We start from the raw sequence: 21,684 nt of genomic DNA, 5'->3' as shown, positions 1-21,684 counted from the left end.
CCCACCCAACACAAAAGGAAAAACGAAAATGGCTAAATTATTAGATATCGTCAAACCGGGCGTGCTTACCGGTGAAGATGTTCAAAAAGTATTCGCATACGCAAAAGAACACGGCTTCGCACTTCCTGCCGTAAACTGCGTCGGCTCCGACTCCGTGAATGCTGTATTAGAAACGGCTGCCCGCGTGAAAGCGCCGGTCATTATTCAATTCTCTAATGGCGGTGCGGCATTCTACGCAGGCAAAGGCATCAAACCGACCAACGGTGCGCGCCCTGACGTATTAGGTGCGATTGCAGGTGCAAAACACGTTCATACTTTAGCCAAAGAATACGGCGTACCGGTGATTTTACACACCGACCACGCGGCGAAAAAATTACTTCCATGGATCGATGGCTTACTTGAAGCCGGTGAAAAACACTTCGCTGAAACCGGTCGTCCATTATTCTCTTCCCACATGCTTGACCTTTCCGAAGAGCCAATGGAAGAAAATATGGCAATCTGCCGTGAATACCTTGCCCGTATGGATAAAATGGGGATGACCCTTGAAATCGAAATCGGTATCACCGGTGGTGAAGAAGATGGCGTGGACAACTCCGGCGTAGATGAATCTCGTCTTTACACCCAACCGTCTGATGTGCTTTATGTTTACGACCAATTAAATCCGGTCAGCCCGAACTTTACCGTTGCAGCCGCATTCGGTAACGTACACGGCGTGTACAAACCGGGTAACGTAAAATTAAAACCATCTATCTTAGGTGCAAGCCAAGAATTCGTTGCCAAAGAACGTAACCTTCCGGCAAAACCAATCAATTTCGTGTTCCACGGTGGTTCCGGTTCTTCCCGTGAAGAAATTCGTGAAGCGATTAGCTACGGCGCAATTAAAATGAATATTGACACCGACACCCAATGGGCGTCTTGGAACGGTATTCTCAACTTCTACAAAGCGAACGAAGCGTATTTGCAAGGTCAATTAGGCAACCCGGAAGGCCCTGATGCACCAAACAAAAAATACTACGATCCGCGTGTTTGGTTACGTAAAATGGAAGAATCTATGTCTAAACGCTTAGAACAATCTTTCGAAGACTTAAACTGCGTTGACGTTTTATAATTTAAAAACACGCTGAAAACCGACCGCACTTTAGATGCACTTTCTGAGATGTACTTTAAAGTGCGGTTATTTTTTCTTTTTTTATTTTGAAGCCTTTTGCCTCAACAGCTCATTTACCATGCACAATATAGAGAACAGCCCATTACACCAATTTGCTGAACAATTTCCCCTACAATACCTTGAAGGGCAACGTGGCTGTCGATTGGCTTATCGACATTGTGTTCACCAGCCGATTGCCGATAAGTTGGTCATTTTAGTCAATGGGCGGGTAGAAAATATCCTGAAATGGACAGAAATTGCGCAGGATTTCTATGCGCAGGGATATGATGTGTTGCTGTTTGATCATCGCGGTCAAGGCTATTCACAACGATTATTGTCGGACAGCGAAAAAGGACATTTGGATGAATTTCAGTTTTATGCACAAGACATGGCAAAAATCATCGAAAATCTGACTGCACTTTACCCCTACGAGCAACAATATTTGCTCGCCCATTCTTTAGGCGCGTTGATTTCGACCTACTATTTAGCGAATTTTGATCACCAAATTAGACGTGCAGTTTTTTCCGCACCCTTTTTTGGTATGCCGTTAAGCCACCCTATTCGGGATGAAATCACGCTGAATTTCATGATGTTATTTGGACAAGGAAAACGTTATGTATTCGGCAAAGGGCCTTATAAACCGGTGGATGTGCAGGAAAATTTGTTAAGCCATGACAGCACGCGTATGCAAAGAATGAATGAAATTAATTTGGCAAACCCGGAGATTCGTTTGGGCGGACCGACTTTCCGTTGGGCGTATTTATGTTTGATCGCCATTAAGAATTTGCCCAAAATTTTGCCACGCATTGAAACACCTGTGTTGGTGTTAGAAGCGGAACAAGAACAAATCGTGAATAATAAAATGTTGGAAAAACTCACCGCACTTTTCATGCACGGCAGTCTGAAAAAAATCGCCGGAGCAAAACATGAAATTCTGTTTGAAACCGACGATATTCGCACGCCGGTGTTACAGCAAATTCAGGCATTTTTTACTTCAACACATAACGCATAAGCCACACGCCAAAGAGGGTGAAAAGCAAACTACCAAAGACATGGGCCGCAATTAATCCAATGCCAACAGCGAATTTGTCATTCAAGATATTCTCCACCACCTCCATCGAAAATGCTGAAAAGGTGGTTAAGCTGCCAAGAAAGCCGGTGACAAAAAAGAGCTTCCATTCAGAAGAAAGCGAGGGAAAAGACCAAAAAACGGCAAACAACACGCCAATAATAAAACAACCTAAATAATTGGCGATCAAGGTGCCAAAAGAAAAAGCGCTAAACCACGGATTGAGCAACAAGCCCAAGCCCCAACGCAAGCAAGCACCCAGCACGGCACCGCCGCTAATCCAGAGTAAAGAAGATAACAACGGCATCAATAAATCCCAAAAATCGCGCGAAGGTAAGAGGCGACGGCTTCATGTCCATGGCGACCGATAACTTCTAATTGCGGACACGCCTGTACTAAGCGCGGATCGGCATTCCCCATAATGCAGCCCTTGCCCACTTCTGCCAGCATTTCGACGTCATTCATGCCATCACCAAAGGCAATACAATCTTGCAAACCGTATTCCCGTTGCTCAATTACCTGTGCAAGTGCGGTGGCTTTTGACACATTTTTATTCATCACTTCCAAGCAAATCGGCGTGGAATAAGTCATGCTGATTTTCTCGCCGAAGTTCTGACGAATACGCTGTTCCAATTCCACTAAATCTGCCGGCGCTTTTCCAATAAAAAACACTTTCTCGGTATCTCTGCCGTGATGTTGCTTAAAATCCACCACATCGTACACAAAGCCCGAGTCTTTGTGATACTTGTAAAGCTCAGGAATGTCTTTGTTGATAAACCAGCCATCAGCCTGATAACTGTTCACACAGACTCGTTTATCGTCAAAGGGCAAATTCATGACTTGATACGCAATCTCTTCCGGCAAGGAATTATTTAGCAACAGCTCCCCTTGTAAGTTATGCGCTTGTGCGCCATTTGAAGTAATTAGCACCGCATCCTTCACCTTGGTTTTCTTCAAAATACTGGACACATCGAAATAATTACGCCCTGTTGCCAGCACAATATCAACCTTGCTCTCATGCAAACGTTCCAAGGTGTGTGCGGTAAAATCGCCGACCACATGATGTCCGTTAAGTAACGTCCCATCCATATCAGAAACGATGGCGCGATAAGGAAGTTTTTGCATAATTTTTCACCTCAAATGACATAATGACTAATGGTAGCAAATTTTGTATAAAAATATTTGAGGTTTTCTTGAATTTTTTTAGGAAATGTAATAAAAGATTAAACCTTTCACACGAAAAAAATCGCTTCCCTAACAATTGAAAACAGCTACGAATATGAACGGTGCAAATTTAATCATCGAGTGCTTAAAAGCACATCACGTGGATACCATTTTCGGTTATCCCGGCGGTGCCATCATGCCGACCTATGATGCAATTTACGATTCCGGCTTAGACCATTTGCTTTGCCGTAACGAACAAGGTGCTGCCATGGCAGCTATTGGCTATGCGCGTGCATCAGGCAAAGTTGGCGTATGTATCGCCACCTCCGGCCCCGGCGCAACCAATTTAGTGACCGGTTTAGGAGATGCCTTAATGGATTCCATTCCTATCGTTGCCATTACAGGTCAAGTTGCCTCTCCACTTATCGGCACGGATGCCTTTCAGGAAGCGGATGTACTTGGTTTATCCCTTGCCTGTACCAAACACAGTTTCATCGTGCAAAACATCGACGAATTACCGGAAATTATTGCCAAAGCCTTTGAAATTGCCAAAAGTGGCAGACCGGGCCCGGTATTGATCGATGTGCCGAAAGACGTTCAAATTGCGCCAACCACGGCAAAACCTATCGTGAATTCGCCGCCAAAAACGACCGCACTTTGCGACAAGCAACTAACCCAGGCACTTGAGTTATTAAAACACGCTAAACGTCCAATGGCGTATATCGGTGGTGGTGTGGGCATGGCAGGTGCTGTACCGGCATTACGTTATTTTTTACACACGACTCAAATGCCAAGTATTGTGACGCTAAAAGGCTTAGGCGCGGTATCGCCTGACGATCCTTATTATCTCGGCATGATCGGTATGCACGGCACCAAAGCCGCTAACTACGCTACACAAGAAGCTGATTTATTGCTCGTGTTCGGTGCGCGTTTTGATGACCGCGTGACCGGCAAGCTTGATACTTTCGCACCACATGCCAAAGTGATTCATGTGGATATCGACGGCGCCGAATTAGGTAAATTACGCCGACCAGATGTACCATTACGCGGTCATCTAATCGCCACGCTAGAAAGCCTCAGCGTGCCGCTTGACATCGCCCCTTGGCAACAAACCGTTGCACAATATAAACAACAATTTGCGTTCAGCTACGGTGAACATGACGGCGAACAACTCATCAACCCGTTATGGTTGCTCAACAGCATTTCACGCAAAAAAACACCGGAAACTATCGTCGTCACCGATGTGGGACAACATCAAATGTGGTCTGCATTACACGTGCAACATCACGCCCCGGAAAACTTCATTACCTCCGCCGGTTTTGGCACCATGGGTTTCGGCTTACCTGCCGCCATCGGTGCGAAAAAAGCCCGCCCGGAAGATGAAGTCATTTTAGTCAGCGGTGATGGCTCCATCATGATGAACATTCAAGAGCTCGGCTCCATTGGTCGCGGCAAAGCCCCAATTAAAATCGTGTTATTGGATAACCAACGTCTCGGCATGGTGCGCCAATGGCAATCCCTCTTCTTCAATGCGCGTCACAGTAGCACCATTCTGGACGACAACCCGGATTTCGTGGTACTTGCCTCGGCTTTCGGCATTAAAGGAGAACGCATTGATTCCGCCCACCAAGTGGACGCCGCACTAGAACGCTTATTCAACAGCCAAGAGGCTTATTTATTGCATATTTGCATTCATTCCGATGAAAACGTGTGGCCGCTAGTGCCGCCGGGCGCGTGCAACGCAGATATGTTGGAAAGTATGGAGTAATCACATGGAACACCAAATCGACCTCACCGCCCAACACCGCCCCGAAGTATTAGAACGCATTCTCCGTATAGCCCGCCACCGTGGTTTCACCGTGACTCAAATGGATATGCAACTGATTGACGACAAAGTGCGGTTAAAATTCACAGTAAAATCCGACCGCACTTTGGATTTGTTGGTCAGTCAGTTAGAGAAAATTTATGATGTGGTGGAGATTAAATAATGAAAAATATACGTTTGTTATTGGGGTTACTTATTACTTTCGTACTATTTGGATGCACTTCATTACAAGATAAAGAACTATCTTCTCAAAAAGAAGTAATACACTCTTTCTTTATAGCAGAAGACAACATTTATGCTATAGGGCAACTTAATAGTTATCATTTTGCCGGTTCAGAATATAGTGAAACTGGAGATTTAATTCGTATCTTACGATCACCTTACGTAAAAAACATATCATCTGTGGAAATTCATTCTATCGCCAAAGATGTTGAAAAAAACAAAGTGAAAGCTACATTAACATTATATTTTAATGATAAAGAGCTTACTCAAAAGCAATCTAATGAGCTCTATGGACAAAAATATTACTATATGCATGAACATAATATATTTTTTATAATGAAAGATGGTGAAATTGTTGATATTAAAAATAAAAATGAGATTTTGAAAAAAGCCAAATTGATTAAACCTTTAGAAACTAAGTACTTAGAATATCGTCAAGAAAAAAGATTCAGTGCTGAAGCAACAGAGGATAACGTTACAGTAGCTGGACGAGCATCAGCGGCAATGATTATTTTTGTACCGTTAGCAATTATCTCATTACCTTTTTATGCAATTCAGTCTTTATCTGGAAAATAAAAACAAACCCTAAAAATTTACTCGGAGAACTTATTTATGCCAAAACTACGCTCAGCGACCAGCACTCAGGGTCGTAATATGGCGGGTGCACGTGCCTTATGGCGTGCAACAGGGATGAAAGAAAATGACTTCGGCAAACCCATTATTGCGGTAGTGAACTCTTTCACCCAATTCGTGCCGGGACATGTGCATTTAAAAGACATGGGACAACTGGTCGCGGCGGAAATTGAAAAAGCCGGCGGCGTGGCAAAAGAATTTAACACCATTGCGGTGGATGACGGTATTGCCATGGGACACGGCGGGATGCTTTACTCCTTACCAAGCCGTGATTTGATTGCAGACAGCGTGGAGTACATGGTCAATGCCCACTGCGCCGATGCCATGGTGTGCATTTCCAACTGTGACAAAATCACCCCGGGAATGTTAATGGCGGCAATGCGTTTGAATATTCCGACCATCTTTGTTTCAGGCGGTCCAATGGAAGCCGGCAAAACCAAACTTTCCGATCAACTCATCCGCTTAGATTTAGTCGATGCGATGATTGAAGCAGCGGATCCTAATGTCAGTAATGAGCGTATTGATGCCATTGAACGCAGCGCTTGCCCGACTTGTGGCTCCTGCTCAGGGATGTTTACTGCCAACTCCATGAACTGTTTAACGGAAGCCCTTGGTTTGAGTTTACCGGGCAACGGTTCTATGCTTGCCACACACGCCGACCGTAAAGACTTATTCTTAAAAGCCGGTCGCCAAATTGTCGAACTGTGCAAACGTTATTACGAACAAGATGACGAAAGCGTATTGCCACGTTCCATCGGCACTTTTGACGCCTTTGAAAACGCCATGAGCTTAGATATCGCCATGGGCGGTTCCAGTAACACCGTTTTACACTTACTTGCCGCAGCGCAAGAAGCCGGCGTAGATTTTAAAATGGCCGATATCGACCGTTTATCTCGCAAAGTGCCTTGCTTAAGTAAAATCGCCCCGAACACTAACAAATACCACATGGAAGACGTACACCGCGCAGGCGGGATTATGGGCTTATTGGGCGAATTGGATCGCGCTGGTTTAATTCACCGACACACCAAAACCGTGTTGGGCATGAGGTTGGAAGAACAATTAAATCAATACGATATTATTCGCAATAAAGACGAAGCATTGCACAAATTCTTCCGTGCCGGCCCTGCAGGCATCCGTACCACCCAAGCTTTCTCACAAGATTGCCGTTGGGACAGCGTGGACGATGACCGTGTAAACGGCTGTATCCGCAATAAAGAAAATGCCATTTCCGAAGAGGGCGGATTGGCCGTATTATTTGGTAATCTAGCCGAAGACGGATGTATCGTCAAAACCGCAGGCGTGGATGAATCCATCTGGACATTCACCGGTCGTGCCATCGTATTTGAAAGCCAAGAAGACGCTGTTGCCGGGATTTTAGGCGGCAAAGTCAAAGAAGGTCATGTCGTTGTGATTCGCTATGAAGGCCCGAAAGGCGGCCCGGGTATGCAAGAAATGCTCTATCCGACCAGCTATTTAAAATCCATGGGCTTAGGCAAAAAATGTGCCTTGTTAACGGACGGACGTTTTTCTGGCGGCACATCCGGCTTATCTATCGGCCATGCCTCGCCTGAAGCGGCTTCCGGTGGCGCTATCGGTTTAGTACAGGATGACGATATTATCGAAATCGACATTCCAAATCGCACGATTAACCTCAACATCAGCGATGAAGAATTAGCCAAACGCCGCGCCGAGCAAGATGCCAAAGGTTGGCAACCGGCAAACCGCCAACGTGAAGTGTCCTTTGCGTTGAAAGTCTTCGGGCATTTCGCGAGATCGGCGGATAAAGGCGCCGTGCGTGATAAAACCTTATTAAAATAAAAATTGTCGGGACAGGCTTTATGCCTATCCTTATCAATATCGAACAGGGACAGGTATAAAACCTGTCCCTACAACAAATTTCAATAAAGTGCGGTCATTTTTCTGAGTGTTTTGAAAAAATATGGGAAGATTCTAATGGCATCTCTCGATTTTTTTAACAAAAAAGAAATAGTTGGGATTGGCGCATCATCTTATAACGAAAAGTTAATTGATGTTTGGAAGGATAGCATTAATGGAGATGAGAAGTCTTGGGTGCTGTTTGAAAATGGAACTTGCGTTATTTTACTTGAGCCCGAAGAAGATTTAGCAAAACAAGCTAAAGAATTATTACGTAAATGGGGAAAAGTTCAAGTAGCTACACCGTCAGCAGATTTTGATGTTATCCATTTGGATAATGGCAAAGGATATGCTGTTTCATGTCATCATCCCGGAATTTTTACGTTAGTTTTAAAACAAGATAGATTAGATGAAGATTTCAAAATAGGTATTGAAGGTCGCTCTAACCGAAATTATGATGCCGAAGAACTCAATGTCATTCATGTCGAAGATAAACGAATAAAAGAAATACTATGAAAAGCCTACTCACCAACCCACAACCCACCCAAAGCGACTACATCAACGCTATCGTGAAACTTGGCGGACGCGTGTATGAAGCAGCGCAAGTCACACCGTTACAAAAAATGGGCAAATTATCCGACCGTCTGAATAACCATATTTGGATTAAGCGTGAAGACCGCCAACCGGTTAACAGCTTCAAGCTACGTGGCGCCTATGCCATGATTTCCACCCTGTCTGATGAACAAAAACAGGCCGGTGTGATCGCAGCGTCGGCAGGTAACCACGCACAAGGCGTGGCGTTATCGGCAAAACAACTTGGCTTAAAAGCTCTTATCGTGATGCCGCAAAACACCCCAAGTATTAAAGTGGATGCGGTACGTGGTTTTGGCGGCGAAGTGTTATTGCACGGTGCCAATTTCGATGAAGCAAAGGCCAAAGCTATCGCGCTTTCCAAAGAAAAAAACATGACGTTTATTCCGCCCTTCGACCATCCGTTAGTCATTGCCGGACAAGGCACATTAGCGATGGAAATGTTGCAACAAGTGGCGGATTTGGATTATGTCTTCGTGCAAGTCGGCGGTGGCGGTTTAGCCGCCGGGGTGGCAATTTTACTCAAACAATTTATGCCGGAAATTAAAGTCATCGGCGTAGAATCTAAAGATTCTGCCTGCCTAACTGCCGCATTAGAAAAAGGTGAACCGACGGATTTAGCACACGTTGGCCTATTCGCCGACGGCGTAGCGGTAAAACGTATCGGAGATGAAACCTTCCGCCTATGCCAACAATACCTCGACGACATGGTGCTGGTGGACAGCGATGAAGTCTGTGCCGCAATGAAAGATTTGTTTGAAAATGTCCGTGCCGTATCCGAACCCTCAGGCGCCTTAGGCTTAGCCGGTCTGAAAAAATACGTCAAACAGCACAACATTCAAGGCAAAAACATGGCAGCAATTTTGTCCGGTGCCAACTTGAATTTCCATACGCTTCGCTATGTGTCCGAACGTTGCGAAATCGGTGAAAATCGCGAAGCCTTACTTGCGGTCACCATGCCTGAAAAGCCGGGCAGCTTCTTAAAATTCGTCCATGTACTAGGCAGTCGTGCTGTGACGGAATTCAGTTACCGTTATGCCGATGATAAACGCGCCTGCATATTTGTGGGAGTTCGCACGGCAGATGAACAAGAAAAAGCCGACATCATCGCCGATCTCACACAAAATGGCTTTGATGTGGAAGATATGTCCGACGATGATATCGCTAAAACCCACGTTCGTTATTTAATGGGCGGGCGGGTCGCGAATCACGGCGAACGCCTGTACACCTTTGAATTCCCGGAACAAAAAGGCGCCTTGTTGAAATTCCTTGAAACGCTACAAAACCGTTGGAATATCTCACTCTTCCACTATCGCGCTCACGGTGCCGACTATGGCAATATCCTCGCAGGATTTCAGTTGGAACAAAGCGATGTCGCCGAGCTTGAAAGCGCATTAGAAAAACTGGACTACGTCTACCAAGATGTCACAGACAGCAAATCGTATCGTTATTTCTTGCGTTAAAATCCTTTAAAAAAAGACCGCACTTTGCTCTTAAATCATCAAGTGCGGTCTTTTTTTATTGAGGATTTTCTTATAACGTCTCTTTGTAATAGCAATTAAAAATTCATCAAAAGTAGGATAAAATCTAGGCTTTATATTTAGCCTAATATTTCTAACCTATGTCAGACGCTCAAAAACATATTTTAGTGGTTTCTTACTCTCAAACAGGACAGCTTGATGCGCTGACCAGTCATTTTCTTCATCCATTAAAACAACAAGAAAACACCGTGATCGAAGAATATAAAATTCGTCCGCTTCAACCTTATACCTTTCCTTGGAAATTTATTCCATTTTTTAATCAATTTCCGGAATCGGTACACCTAAAGCCGGCACCAATAGAAACACCCGAATTACAACAAAAACACTATGATTTAGTCATCATTGCTTATACGGTTTGGTTCTTGTCACCCTCACAGCCCATCACCGCCTTTTTGCAATCAGAGCAAGCCAAGATTTTGAAGAATACACCGGTGATCACACTGATCGGCTGTCGTAATATGTGGCTGATGGCACAAGAAAAAATAAAGAAAATGCTGACCGCACTTGATGCGCCTCTTATCGGAAACATTGTAAAAACCGACCAATCCAATTCGTGGGCCAGTTTTATCACCACACCGGCATGGATGTTAAGCGGAAAGAAACGTTATTTTTCATGGCTTCCCAGTGCCGGCATTAGCGATGATGAACTGCATGATATGCAACGCTTTGGTACCAAATTAGCAGAAACCTTGAATGATGACCAACCGTTAAATGACAGGTTATTTCGTCACATGGGCGCGGTCAAAATTGACGAGAAACTGATGATGAGCGAAAAAGTCGGTCATCGCAGCTTTTATCTTTGGGGCAAATTGCTGTTAAAGTGCGGTCAAATTTCACCGCGTTTTCGCCGTGTTGTACTCTATTTTTATATTCTCTTTTTAATTATACTGATTCTCACGGTCGTGCCGCTCTCTGCGGTCATCAAACGCTTACTTAAACCATTATTAAAAGAAAAATTAGCACGTCAAAAACGCTATTTTGCCGAACCATCAGGGGAATAATCTTGACTGCACTAGCCGATGTTTACATTAACCGAGTCGCTGCTTTTTTACCCAATGCGCCTGTGGATAACGATCACATGGAACACGTATTGGGCATGGTAGGCGATACGCCGTCCCGTGTACGCAAAATGATTTTGCGTTCCAATGCCATCAAAACCCGTCATTACGCAATTGATCCAACGACACGAGAAACCACACACACCGGCACGGAATTAGCGGTTGAAGCAATCAACGGGTTAATTGCTCAAGGGATGGATGTTAATGATGTCAGCTGTCTTGCTTGCGGCACGTCCTATCCTGATCAAGTCATGCCCGGTCAAGGCGTGATGGTGCATGGTTTAATCCCAAATGCACCGGCTTATGAAGTGCTCACGACAGCAGGAGTTTGCGTGGCGGGCATGGCAGCGATGAAACATGCTTATAACGCTATTCGCACAGGCGAGCATCAAGGCGCCATTGCCGTGGCCTCTGAAACGGCTTCCGCCATTATGCGGGGTGAACATTTCCAAGCAGAAATCAACCAAAAACAATTGGAAGACGCCAAACCCGAAATCGGTTTTGAAAAAGATTTCTTACGTTGGATGTTGTCTGACGGGGCTGGGGCGGTGCAATTAAGCCATCAACCAAACGCGCAAGGCGTGAGCCTGAAAATTCACTGGATTGACCTGATTTCCTATGCCAACGAAATGCCGGTGTGCATGTATGCCGGCGCAGAAATTCAAGACACGCGATTTATCAGTTGGAAAAATGTCACTAAGGGCGAGCGCGATGCGCGCAGTCTCATGTCGGTCAAACAAGATGTCAAATTGCTCAACGAAAATATTGTGCGTTGCACGGTGGAAAATGCCCTGTTGCGTTTAATCGAAAAACATCGTTTGAAAGCCGAAGATATTGATTATTTCCTACCGCATTATTCTTCCGGTTTTTTCCGTGACAAATTGTTGGACGGGCTGAAAAATATCAATTTCGTTATTCCACAAGAGAAGTGGTTTACCAATTTGGAAACAAAAGGCAATACCGGTTCAGCCTCTATCTACATCATTCTTCAGGAATTTTTAGAGAAATATCCGCTAAAAAACGGACAAAAAGTGTTGTGTTATATTCCGGAAAGCGGACGTTTTTCCTCCTGTTTTATGTTGCTTGAGGTGGTCAATGGAAATTAACGACATCCCGCAAGACAACAGCAAAATCTTTCGCGGGCAACGCAAAGTGGTCTATGCCACCCAAAATGGCAACTACCAAACAGCCACGTCGAACGGCTGGGAAACAGAAGAATTCGCGACAGAACAAGCGGTGGAAGAACTCAACCAACTGACTGCCGAAGCGTTAGACGCCGTAAAACGCGGCGAAAAGTCACCGCTCTTTTATTATATGTGCCGTTATCGTTTCGACCTCCCCAGCCTCGCCCAAGCCACCGGCTTTTGGCAATGGCAAATCAAACGACATTTTAAACCAAGCGTGTTTGCTAAATTGTCGGATAAGGTATTGGGAAGATATGCGGAGGTATTTGGGGTGGCGATTTCAACATTAAAAGATATCTAAATTAAAAGAATAACGGTTATATATTAATTCTTATGAACAACTTTCAGCACCAACACACCGCTCACTGTGAAAGCGGAGTCATGTCCACCATGTTAAAAGCGCAAGGCGTGGATTTTAACGAAGCCATGGTTTTCGGTTTGGCGTCGGCCTTGACCTTTGTTTATATTCCGTTGGTTAAAATCAACGGATTGCCGCTGATTTCTTATCGAATGCCGCCGCGTTCCATTATCAAAAGGCTATCAAAGCACTTAAAAGTGCGGTTGAAAATGCAAAAGTTTCGTTCGCCACAAGCTGGACAGCAAGCGTTAGATCAAGCACTTTATGAAGAAAAGTTAGTCGGTTTACAAACCTCAGTTTTCTGGTTGCCTTATTTTCCGCCTGAAATGCGTTTTCATTTTAATGCACACAATTTAATTGTGTACGGCAAAGAACAAAATGACTATTTGATTAGCGATCCCGTGTTTGAATGCGTACAACGTTGTGCCGCAGAAGATGTGCAACGAGCACGTTTTGCGAAGGGCGTATTAGCGCCGAAAGGGTTGATGTATTATTTTGAAAATCAACCTAACTTAGCACAAATTGACTTACCAAACCTCATCCGTAAAGCCATTCGCAAAAATGCCAAACAAATGTTGGCTCCACTCTTTTTCGTCGGTGTAAAAGGCATTCGTACCGTTGCCAAACAAATTGAAAAACTGGCAACGCATCCTTCGGACAAATACAAACTCTTATATTTAGGGCATATCGTGCGTATGCAGGAAGAAATCGGCACCGGCGGCGCAGGCTTCCGTTATTTATACGCCTATTTTCTTGAACAAGCTGCCAATATCTGCCAAGAGCCTAAATACAAACAAGCCTCCGAACACATGACAGAAATCGGCGATATGTGGCGCCAATTTGCGGGCTTATGTGTGAAACAATGCAAAAAGCCATCAATAGAAGGCTATAAAACGGTGGCGGAGTATTTGCAGGAGATTGCAGATAAAGAACAATACATTTGGCAAACCTTACGTAATTTATGATTCAAATAAACCATCTTAGCCATCACTACCCCAACGCCGAAAAGAACGCATTAAGTGCGGTCGGTTTTACCATTGAATCGGCTTCTACCGTGGGTCTGCTTGGCCCTAATGGTGCGGGAAAAACGACATTAATGTCCCTGCTTGCAGGGCTGCAATCGGTACAACAAGGAGAGATTTATTTTGATGGCGTACCTTTGGCAAAATTGAGCAAAAAGCAACGCCATCAGATTTCCTTGGTGCCACAGGATTTTGCTTTTTATCCGCTGCTGACCGTTTGGGAAAATCTGACATTTTTTGCATCATTGTATGATGTTCAGGATAAAAACTATTTGTTGGAATTATTAACCAAAGTAGATTTAATGGCGCATAAAAACAAGCTGGCGAAGCATTTATCCGGCGGATTAAAACGCCGTTTAAATTTTGCTATTGGTTTAATTAATCGCCCAAAAGTGATTTTTCTAGATGAAATCACCGTGGGGATTGATCCGCAATCCCGCCAATTTATTTTAGATAGCGTAGCGGCATTGAAACAGCAAGGTGTGACGGTAATTTATACTTCTCATTATTTACAAGAAATTGAGCAATTATGTGACAAATTAGTGCTGTTAAATGAAGGCAATCTCATTTATCAGGGCACAGTGCAAGGCATTTTAGAAGACGGGCAAAGTCTGGAACGTTTTTATTTAGATTTTTTAAATAAGGCGGGAAAAACATGTTAATTGCATCGATTATCAAAGAAATGCGTCTATTAAGTCGTGATCTGCATGGTGTTGCCGTATTATTTATTATGCCAATTTTGTTTATGTTAATTATGTCGGCCGCCTTGAGTAACGATAATACGTTAAGCAATCGCTCGGAAATCGTATTGTTAAGTGAAAAAAATCAACTGAATGATGATTTCTTAGCCAAGCTCAAACAAGAAAACCTCGCCGTTAAACAAGCGCCACGGTCAGAATTAACACAATATCAAGCCGAGCTACAAGCGGGTAAGTTTGATTTATTGATTTTAAATCCGAATGAAAAACAGACCGCACTTTCAGAAGAACAAGCCTTGCAGCTTTGGTTAAATCCCAGCGTAGATCGCAGTTGGCTACTGGGTGTGAAAGGTGTGTTGCAAAAGCATTATTCGCAACTGCGTTTAAACGATTATTTGGCAGACAATCACATTACGTTAGAAAATAATAAACGTAAGCCAATCAAAGAGATTCAAAATAAAGTCAATAAAGAACTGGACAGCAAATTCGCGCAAATTAAGGATTACCTTGCGAAAGATTTGTGGCAAGAAATTTATGTAAATCGACAAGGAAAAGAGGTTTCTAAACCTAATTCTGTGCAACACAGTGTCCCGGCATGGCTGATTTTTGGCATGTTCTTTATTATGATCCCGCTTTCCAATGTGATGGCGATGGAACGCCAAACCAACACTCTGACTCGGTTGCGTATGGCGCGAGCTTCTGCATTGAGTTTGATTATTGCCAAGCTAATTCCTTATTTTTTGATCAACCAATTACAATTTGTCGGCATGGTGGCGCTCGGTTATTTTGTGTTGCCTACGCTAGATATGCCTGCGTTTACGCTTTCCGGAAGTTGGTTGCCTTATTTTGTCTTATCCGCTGCAGTAAGCCTTGCCGCACTAGGCTACGGATTGTTAATCAGTGTACTGGCAAGAACGACCGAACACGCCGTCGTGTTGGGCGGTGGCGGTATTATTATCATGGCGGCCATTGGCGGTATTATGGTGCCGGTGTATGTGATGCCGGAAATCATGCAAACCATTGCTCAATTTTCCTCTATGGGATGGGCATTAAGCGGTTTCCAAAATTTATTGTTAAACCAATATCACCTCAGCCAAATTCAACAACCGCTCTATTTATTAAGTGGCTTTGGTGCGATAACGTTACTTTTTGCCACGTTAACTTATCAACGACAATTAACTAAACAAGCGAGATTCTAATGGCTTATCTTTTCACGCTGGAATACCCGGCATTAGAACAAGAACTCAAAAAACTGATTATCCAAGAAACAGAAAAAGACGAATTTGACCCAATGGAAATCAGCGATGATGAATGGCTCTTCGGTGAACAAAGCCGCATTCAGTTGGATTCTTTAGATGCCTTGCAGGTCGTTGTGGCATTACAAGCACATTTTGGCGTGCGATTACAGGGAGATCGTATGGTGCGCAAACACATGATGAACATACACGATCTTGCTGCCTTTATTCGTGAACAACACAAAAAAGCCTGATGAACGTTTATCTCACTGCAGCTTCTGCCAAATTTGCCAATCATCTTGGGCAACGAACCTCTCATATGTTGGGGCAACCGCTTCATTTTCCTTATTTCAACGCGTTTGATGAGGCGTTGCTCTCTCTTGAACAACTCTATACCTATTTTGATGTAGAAATCAACCGCACTTTGCAACTGGCAGGCTGGGATAAAAGCGAATTGAAAAACATCCCCATTTTGCTTGGTTCAACAGCCTATGTGATCAGCGATTGCGAGGCCCGTTTAGCTAATCATCTTCCTTTGCCGGAACAACACAGCCTGGCAGTCATTGCCGATGATTTACGCCGACGTTATCAAACTGAGGTCTTTAGCTTCGCAACCTCTTGCACCTCCTCTGCACAAGCGATGGGATATGCTTACAAAATGCTACAAAACGGTCTGTATGAAAAAGCCTTGGTCATCGGGTTTGAAACATTTAATCGCCTGACATTTGAGCATTTTCAAGCAATGAATTTGTTATCGCAGGACGCACAATATTTGCCGTTAATCCAACCAACAGGCATTGTGCTAGGCGAAGGCATCGGTTGTGTCGCCTTATCTGTTCAACCGAATCCGCAATGCTCTTGTGAACTATTAGGCGTGGTCACGCTAACGGACAATGAAAACCTAACGAACAGTAGCGAGTCCGCATTACGTCACCTGATTCACGCCTGCTTAAACAACGCCAATTTATCTCCCATACACATTGATGGGGTGAAGGTACACGGCGTTGGTGGAAATAGCGATGAAATGGAGCTCCGTGTTTTACAAGACCTCTTCCCGCACTCGCAACAGCTTTCACTGAAAGCACGAATGGGGCACACGCTCGGCGCCAGCGGTGCATTAGAAAGCGCATTTTTGTTCGAGCAATTTAAAAATAATGAGCAAAAGTGCGGTTATTTTTTAAATTATTTCTTAGGCTTTGGCGGCAGCAATATTGCTTGGGTACTTAAGGTGGGGCAATGACGTATTATATTCAGCAAATCCATCACTTCAGAGGCAATCACAAAGATGACAAGTCCTTGCGTCAAGAATTGAAAACCTACGGCGTAGATGCTCGTCGTTTAAGTCGGTTTACGCAACTTGCCTTACTTGGCGCTCTTCCCCTCAAGGCTTATTTAGCAGAAAAAAGTGGGATTTACTTAGGCTCTCCATTTAATTCGCCAAGTAAATTCGACAAAATGTTCCACCAACTGACGGCACAAAATCTGCCAAGTCCGTTAGATTTTATGGCGAACATTAACAATGCGGCGACCTTCCAACTGGCGCAAACCTTACAAATTAACGGAAATTCGCTCTTCTTAGCGGTCAATCAACACACTATTTGGCAACCGCTACAACTGGCATTATTGGATTTAGAACAGAGCACAATACCATCTGCTCTCGTCGGTTGGGTATTAGAAACGGATAATGAGCAACAAGAAGGCGCATGTTTTTGGGTGATATCGAAAGACGCTAAACGTGCGGTCAAAAAATTAGCTGTTTTACCTAGCACGGATAACATGAAAGAGAAGGATTTTTTATCTCTAGTGCAAACGGCACTTTACTAGGTCGTGCGCAGAACCCAACCTTACACATTAACCCTGCCAGCGTTTAAAAATTAACGATGTATTCACACCGCCAAAAGCAAAGTTATTGTTCATGACATAATCCGTGTCAATATAACGGCCATCGCCTTGAATATAATCTAACTTGCCGCAACGCTCATCAATATGATCTAGATTAATGGTTGGTGCGAACCAGCCATCACGCATCATTTCAATGGAGAACCAGGATTCTAACGCTCCACAAGCCCCAAGTGTGTGGCCTAAATAACTTTTTTGTGAACTTAATGGAATGTGACCGAATACGGCTTCTGTCGCGAGCGTTTCTGCAATATCACCTTGTTCTGTTGCCGTACCATGTCCATTCACATAACCAATATTTTCCGGAGATAAACGAGCATCCTTTAATGCCAATTCCATGCAACGTTGCATTGTGTCTTTTTGCGGACGGGTCACATGCGCACCATCGCTATTCGCCCCATAGCCCACGACTTCTGCAATAATATTAGCGTTACGGGCAAGCGCATGCTCCAGCTCCTCGAGGACAAAAATCCCGGCACCCTCACCAATAACCAAACCATCACGATCTTTATCATAAGGACGTGGTGTTTTGTCCGGATTGGCATTATTGCGGCTGGCCGCATATAAAGAATCAAACACATAGACTTCCGACGGGCAAAACTCCTCCGCACCGCCAGCCAACATCATGGGAATTAAACCGTATTTTATTGACTCATAAGCGTAGCCGATACCTTGGCTACCAGAAGAGCACGCACTAGAAGTAGGAATAATTCGTCCGGTCAAACCAAAGAAGATACCGATATTGGCGGCGGCGGTATGCGGCATCATGCGCACATAAGTATTCGCATTAAAACCATCGGATTTACCGGTCATAAGTAATTCAGCCGCATCACGCACATCATTGGTAGAGCCTGTCGAAGAACCACAAGCAACGCCCATTCTGCCGTCCTTTAAATAAGCCAGAATTTCACCGTTTTCATCCAATAACCCGGCATCGGCTAACGCGCGTTCGGCGGCTTCCACGGCAAATTGTGACACCCGCCCGAGGCTGCGTAATTGTTTACGATTCCAATGTGCCGGCGGCTGATAATCGAAAATTTCGGCCCCCAGATTAGCGCCCAACTCAGGATAACGTTCTGCCCATTCTGTTTTTGCCTGTACCGCATTTTGTTTGCGTTGGAAAGCCGCTTTGACAGACGACCATTCCTTACCAAAGGCAGTAACGGCGCCGATTCCCGTAATCACAACTCGTTTCATTAATTTATCTCTTTGACGTCTTCATGGTTTCTAGATGCGTTAGCATAAACCGCCATTCACGGCGATCACTTGGCGGGTGATGTAAGCCGCTTTCTCATCCATGAGAAAATCTACCGCATGTGCCACTTCTTCCGGCTCGCCCATTCGCCCAGCCGGAATCACTTTTAGAATTTCATCAATAGGCACATTTTCATCCAGAATATCCGTATCAATTAATCCCGGCGCCACACAGTTTACCGTAATTTTACGTTTTGCTAATTCCACTGCAAGCGCCTTCGCCGCACCGATAATCCCGGCTTTGGAAGCACTATAATTGACCTGACCACGATTGCCGATTAAGCCCGACACCGATGTAATACAAACAATACGCCCTGCTTTTCGGCGACGAATCATTGGCATCATAATCGGATGTAATACATTGTAAAAACCATCCAAATTCGTACGCAATACTTGATCCCAGTCCTCTTCGGTTAAGGCTGGAAATGCGTTATCACGGGTGAGTCCTGCATTCAATACCACGCCGTAATAAGCGCCGTTCTCTTCCACATCGGCAAGTAGCTTTTCTGCGACCTCCGCACGATGACTGACATCAAACTGCAATACGCGACCACGTTGACCCAATTCACGAACAACCTGCGCAACCTCTTCCGCCTCTTCCAATCGACTACGGCAATGTACCACAATGTCAAAGCCTGACCGTGCCAACTGTAAGGCTATCGCCTTGCCAATACCTCGGCTAGAACCTGTGATTAAAACTGTTTCACTCATATAAATTCCTTAGATTAGATAAAAAGTGCGGTGGTTTTTAGCGATGAATTTACGCTTGCGGTCTGAAGACATTTAACGCGCCTTCCACGATAATCTGTTGACTGTGAGCATCGATTAATTGGCAATCGAACACGCCAAAACCGGAAGCATCTTCAATGGAAAGCTTAATTTGAATACGTAATTTACTGCCCATAGCAATATAAGGCTGATGAATACTTAATTTACGCGAACCCAGCCAGTACCCTAATCCGATGGGTTTTCCGAGTTGCGCACATTTACAGCCATCCCAGGCGGCAACGCCTTGCGCCATAATTTCCGCCCCTAAAAAACTAGGCAGCCTCTCCCCCTGAAGAAAAAGGTTATCCGGTCTAACCTCCATCTCGGCAATCAAAAAATCTGTACCAAAATCAAGAATTTTGTCCAGCATAATCATTTTGCCACTGTGCGGCACCAAAGGTGCAATGTCTGTTATCGGACAGGTTAAATCAGCCATGTCGTTCCCCTAAAATCAATACGGTATTATTTCCACCAAAAGCAAAAGAACTGCTCGCCCCAATACGTTGTGACTTAGCCCACTGACTTTTTTCATGGGTGATATTTATTGTCGGCAATGCGGCATCGGTCTGATGATCCCATAATTGGGCAGGCAACTTACCTGTTGGATTCAATGTACGATCGATAATACCCCATACAATCGCCGCCTCTACAGCCCCAGCTGCACCAAGAGTATGCCCCGTGTAGGGTTTGGTCGTGGTGCATGGCGTATTATCACCAAACACCTGATGAACCGCTAAGGTTTCCATTTGGTCGTTATGTACTGTGCCCGTGCCGTGTAAATTAATCCAACCGATTTCATCCGCTGCTAATTTGGCTGAGTTCAGTGCAGCACGAAACGCAGCAATCGCGCCCTCACCTTCAGGATGCGGAGACGACATATGATAAGCATCGCTACTTGCGCCGTAACCTAACAACGCAATGTTGCTTTCCTCTGATTTTTCTCGTGTCATGATAAAAACAGCGGCGCCTTCACCAAGATTGATGCCATCACGATTAACCGAAAGCGGGTTAGAACGTTTATCGGACAACACGGACAAAGAGGAAAAACCGCTGATCGTGAGAGGTGAAAGTTCATCTACCCCACCGCAAATCACCGCATCACACAAGCCGGCATTTAATAAACGCGCGGCGCTGATTAATGCTTTTGCACCGGAAGTACAGGCAGTAGAAATACCGTAAGTTAGCCCTTCCAAACCATATTGATAAGCGACAAAATCAGCCGGTGCAGAAAAATATTGTTGCTGTTGTTTAAAGGATTCACCTGACCAGTCATGATGTTGTGCCGCATATTTAAACACCGGAATATTTTCATCAACGCCGGTTGTCGATGTGCCAATTACTACGGCAATACGATGTTTTCCAAAACGTTGAATGACCGATACGATCTGATCTTCTATTTGCGCCAAACAATGCCACAGTAATTGATTGTTACGGCTCACATGGATTTCCGGTAAATTCTGTGGGAAAGGACGTAAAGGAACATTCACTTCGCCAAAGACGCGTGGTTTTCCATCTAGCCCATAAATATGAAAAGCACGCTCGGAAAGTTTTAGTGGCGAATCCTCGGCATTCAGTAAATATTGAACATGTCTCTCGATACCTTCACCTAAACTGCTTAGGATTGCCGGTTTGCTTAAATAAAGTGCGGTCATTTTTCTCTTAATTTAGTTCCTCGATTCGCCAATGGCTATGATCCGACAAATCGATTTCAATCATGGATGGCAATTGTCTGATTTGCCATACTTTTTTCTGTTTAACAAAATAATCTGCGCCGTTTGAAATAGGCTGAACAGCGCTAAAATCAAATAAAGGTTGCTGCGGGTTTAACGCCGTAGAAAGGGCGGAAAAGAGCTGACGAGCCTGTTGATTCGGCATAACAAAACCGTCATTTTGCCACCCTTGTTTAGTTAAAATTACTCTCGCTAACGGTGCACCAAGCGGATCCGTTTGCACCCAACGCCATTGTTGTGCATCCATTTGTAAGGTTAACAAACTGGCTTGCTGTAATTGATTTTCAGCCGTCACTTGTTCGACTTTAAAGACTCGAATGCCTTGATGCGCCGGCAACTGTTTTACCGTTGGTAATGTGCTACACGCCGTTAACATGGCAAAAAAGAGAATTAAACAATATTTCATACTTC

Annotated in this window: 24 protein-coding genes; 17 read left to right on the top strand and 7 right to left on the bottom strand. The window is 44.4% G+C overall.

Annotated elements, in window-relative coordinates:
• The first annotated feature begins 28 nt into the window (after positions 1-28).
• Together fbaA and DQN58_RS03455 are read left to right on the top strand one after the other, a co-directional pair.
• Complete coding sequence (gene fbaA, locus DQN58_RS03460; RefSeq protein WP_032998070.1) at positions 29-1,108, top strand: class II fructose-bisphosphate aldolase; 1,080 nt, start codon at positions 29-31, stop codon at positions 1,106-1,108.
• A gap of 118 nt (positions 1,109-1,226) precedes the next feature.
• Entirely contained in the window at positions 1,227-2,159 is a 933-nt protein-coding gene (locus DQN58_RS03455; protein WP_005715864.1) for an alpha/beta fold hydrolase, read from the top strand.
• Here the strand turns inward: DQN58_RS03455 and crcB are convergent.
• Positions 2,137-2,523, bottom strand: coding sequence for a fluoride efflux transporter CrcB (gene crcB, locus DQN58_RS03450; RefSeq protein ID WP_005715863.1), 387 nt, complete (start codon positions 2,521-2,523; stop codon positions 2,137-2,139). The two genes, DQN58_RS03455 and crcB, sit on opposite strands and share 23 nt — an antisense overlap.
• Positions 2,523-3,341, bottom strand: a complete 819-nt coding sequence (locus tag DQN58_RS03445) for a Cof-type HAD-IIB family hydrolase (RefSeq protein ID WP_005715861.1) — start codon at positions 3,339-3,341, stop codon at positions 2,523-2,525. Before DQN58_RS03445 ends, crcB begins: the two co-directional genes overlap by 1 nt.
• Before the next feature lie 154 nt (positions 3,342-3,495).
• On the opposite strand from DQN58_RS03445, the gene ilvG reads away from it, so the two are divergent.
• The 15 genes from ilvG (at position 3,496) to DQN58_RS03370 (ending at position 17,446) form a co-directional block, all read left to right on the top strand.
• Positions 3,496-5,148 (top strand): acetolactate synthase 2 catalytic subunit, encoded by a 1,653-nt coding sequence (gene ilvG, locus DQN58_RS03440; RefSeq protein ID WP_005715859.1) that lies wholly within the window; start codon positions 3,496-3,498, stop codon positions 5,146-5,148.
• Between the two features lie 4 nt (positions 5,149-5,152).
• Positions 5,153-5,368, top strand: coding sequence for an acetolactate synthase 2 small subunit (gene ilvM / locus DQN58_RS03435; RefSeq protein WP_005715857.1), 216 nt, complete (start codon positions 5,153-5,155; stop codon positions 5,366-5,368).
• Complete coding sequence (locus DQN58_RS03430; protein ID WP_005715854.1) at positions 5,368-6,003, top strand: hypothetical protein; 636 nt, start codon at positions 5,368-5,370, stop codon at positions 6,001-6,003. The genes ilvM and DQN58_RS03430 overlap by 1 nt, the downstream gene beginning before the upstream one ends.
• A 36-nt stretch (positions 6,004-6,039) precedes the next feature.
• A complete protein-coding gene (gene ilvD / locus DQN58_RS03425) occupies positions 6,040-7,878 on the top strand; it encodes a dihydroxy-acid dehydratase (protein ID WP_005715853.1) in 1,839 nt (612 codons plus the stop codon).
• A 135-nt stretch (positions 7,879-8,013) separates the two neighbouring features.
• On the top strand, positions 8,014-8,451 hold the full coding sequence (locus tag DQN58_RS03420) for a hypothetical protein (RefSeq protein ID WP_005715851.1): 438 nt from the start codon (positions 8,014-8,016) through the stop codon (positions 8,449-8,451).
• Complete coding sequence (gene ilvA, locus DQN58_RS03415; RefSeq protein ID WP_005715849.1) at positions 8,448-9,989, top strand: threonine ammonia-lyase, biosynthetic; 1,542 nt, start codon at positions 8,448-8,450, stop codon at positions 9,987-9,989. The genes DQN58_RS03420 and ilvA overlap by 4 nt, the downstream gene beginning before the upstream one ends.
• Positions 9,990-10,147: 158 nt before the next feature.
• Positions 10,148-11,068, top strand: a complete 921-nt coding sequence (locus DQN58_RS03410; RefSeq protein ID WP_005715847.1) for a hypothetical protein — start codon at positions 10,148-10,150, stop codon at positions 11,066-11,068.
• A 2-nt stretch (positions 11,069-11,070) separates the two neighbouring features.
• The gene (locus DQN58_RS03405; protein ID WP_005715845.1) at positions 11,071-12,231 is read left to right on the top strand and encodes a beta-ketoacyl-ACP synthase III; all 1,161 of its coding nucleotides are present in this window, start codon (positions 11,071-11,073) and stop codon (positions 12,229-12,231) included.
• Entirely contained in the window at positions 12,221-12,610 is a 390-nt protein-coding gene (locus DQN58_RS03400) for a hypothetical protein (protein ID WP_005715843.1), read from the top strand. Before DQN58_RS03405 ends, DQN58_RS03400 begins: the two co-directional genes overlap by 11 nt.
• A 32-nt stretch (positions 12,611-12,642) precedes the next feature.
• The gene (locus DQN58_RS03395; protein WP_005715841.1) at positions 12,643-13,632 is read left to right on the top strand and encodes a BtrH N-terminal domain-containing protein; all 990 of its coding nucleotides are present in this window, start codon (positions 12,643-12,645) and stop codon (positions 13,630-13,632) included.
• Positions 13,629-14,351, top strand: a complete 723-nt coding sequence (locus tag DQN58_RS03390; RefSeq protein WP_005715838.1) for an ABC transporter ATP-binding protein — start codon at positions 13,629-13,631, stop codon at positions 14,349-14,351. Before DQN58_RS03395 ends, DQN58_RS03390 begins: the two co-directional genes overlap by 4 nt.
• Entirely contained in the window at positions 14,345-15,586 is a 1,242-nt protein-coding gene (locus tag DQN58_RS03385) for an ABC transporter permease (RefSeq protein ID WP_005715836.1), read from the top strand. The genes DQN58_RS03390 and DQN58_RS03385 overlap by 7 nt, the downstream gene beginning before the upstream one ends.
• A complete protein-coding gene (locus DQN58_RS03380) occupies positions 15,586-15,876 on the top strand; it encodes an acyl carrier protein (protein WP_005715835.1) in 291 nt (96 codons plus the stop codon). The genes DQN58_RS03385 and DQN58_RS03380 overlap by 1 nt, the downstream gene beginning before the upstream one ends.
• Positions 15,876-16,862 carry a beta-ketoacyl synthase N-terminal-like domain-containing protein gene (locus DQN58_RS03375; RefSeq protein WP_005715834.1) on the top strand — a complete coding sequence of 329 codons (987 nt, stop codon included), beginning with the start codon at positions 15,876-15,878 and terminating at the stop codon, positions 16,860-16,862. Before DQN58_RS03380 ends, DQN58_RS03375 begins: the two co-directional genes overlap by 1 nt.
• On the top strand, positions 16,859-17,446 hold the full coding sequence (locus DQN58_RS03370; protein ID WP_005715833.1) for a hypothetical protein: 588 nt from the start codon (positions 16,859-16,861) through the stop codon (positions 17,444-17,446). The genes DQN58_RS03375 and DQN58_RS03370 overlap by 4 nt, the downstream gene beginning before the upstream one ends.
• 27 nt (positions 17,447-17,473) lie before the next feature.
• On the opposite strand, the gene DQN58_RS03365 is transcribed toward DQN58_RS03370, so the two are convergent.
• Genes DQN58_RS03365 through DQN58_RS03345 form a run of 5 tightly spaced genes read right to left on the bottom strand, consistent with a single transcriptional unit; the run spans position 17,474 to position 21,679 of the window.
• The gene (locus tag DQN58_RS03365; RefSeq protein WP_005715832.1) at positions 17,474-18,718 is read right to left on the bottom strand and encodes a beta-ketoacyl-ACP synthase; all 1,245 of its coding nucleotides are present in this window, start codon (positions 18,716-18,718) and stop codon (positions 17,474-17,476) included.
• A 39-nt stretch (positions 18,719-18,757) separates the two neighbouring features.
• Positions 18,758-19,486 carry a 3-oxoacyl-ACP reductase FabG gene (fabG, locus tag DQN58_RS03360; RefSeq protein ID WP_005715831.1) on the bottom strand — a complete coding sequence of 243 codons (729 nt, stop codon included), beginning with the start codon at positions 19,484-19,486 and terminating at the stop codon, positions 18,758-18,760.
• A 49-nt stretch (positions 19,487-19,535) separates the two neighbouring features.
• Complete coding sequence (locus tag DQN58_RS03355; protein ID WP_005715830.1) at positions 19,536-19,979, bottom strand: ApeP family dehydratase; 444 nt, start codon at positions 19,977-19,979, stop codon at positions 19,536-19,538.
• The gene (locus tag DQN58_RS03350) at positions 19,972-21,195 is read right to left on the bottom strand and encodes a beta-ketoacyl-ACP synthase (protein WP_005715829.1); all 1,224 of its coding nucleotides are present in this window, start codon (positions 21,193-21,195) and stop codon (positions 19,972-19,974) included. The genes DQN58_RS03355 and DQN58_RS03350 overlap by 8 nt, the downstream gene beginning before the upstream one ends.
• A gap of 7 nt (positions 21,196-21,202) precedes the next feature.
• On the bottom strand, positions 21,203-21,679 hold the full coding sequence (locus DQN58_RS03345; protein WP_005715828.1) for a hypothetical protein: 477 nt from the start codon (positions 21,677-21,679) through the stop codon (positions 21,203-21,205).
• Positions 21,680-21,684 lie beyond the last annotated feature (5 nt).

Source organism: Aggregatibacter segnis ATCC 33393 (assembly GCF_900476035.1).
Classification (GTDB): domain Bacteria; phylum Pseudomonadota; class Gammaproteobacteria; order Enterobacterales; family Pasteurellaceae; genus Aggregatibacter; species Aggregatibacter segnis.
Note: the sequence above shows the minus strand (reverse complement) of the source record. Positions and strands in the feature narration are given on the sequence as shown.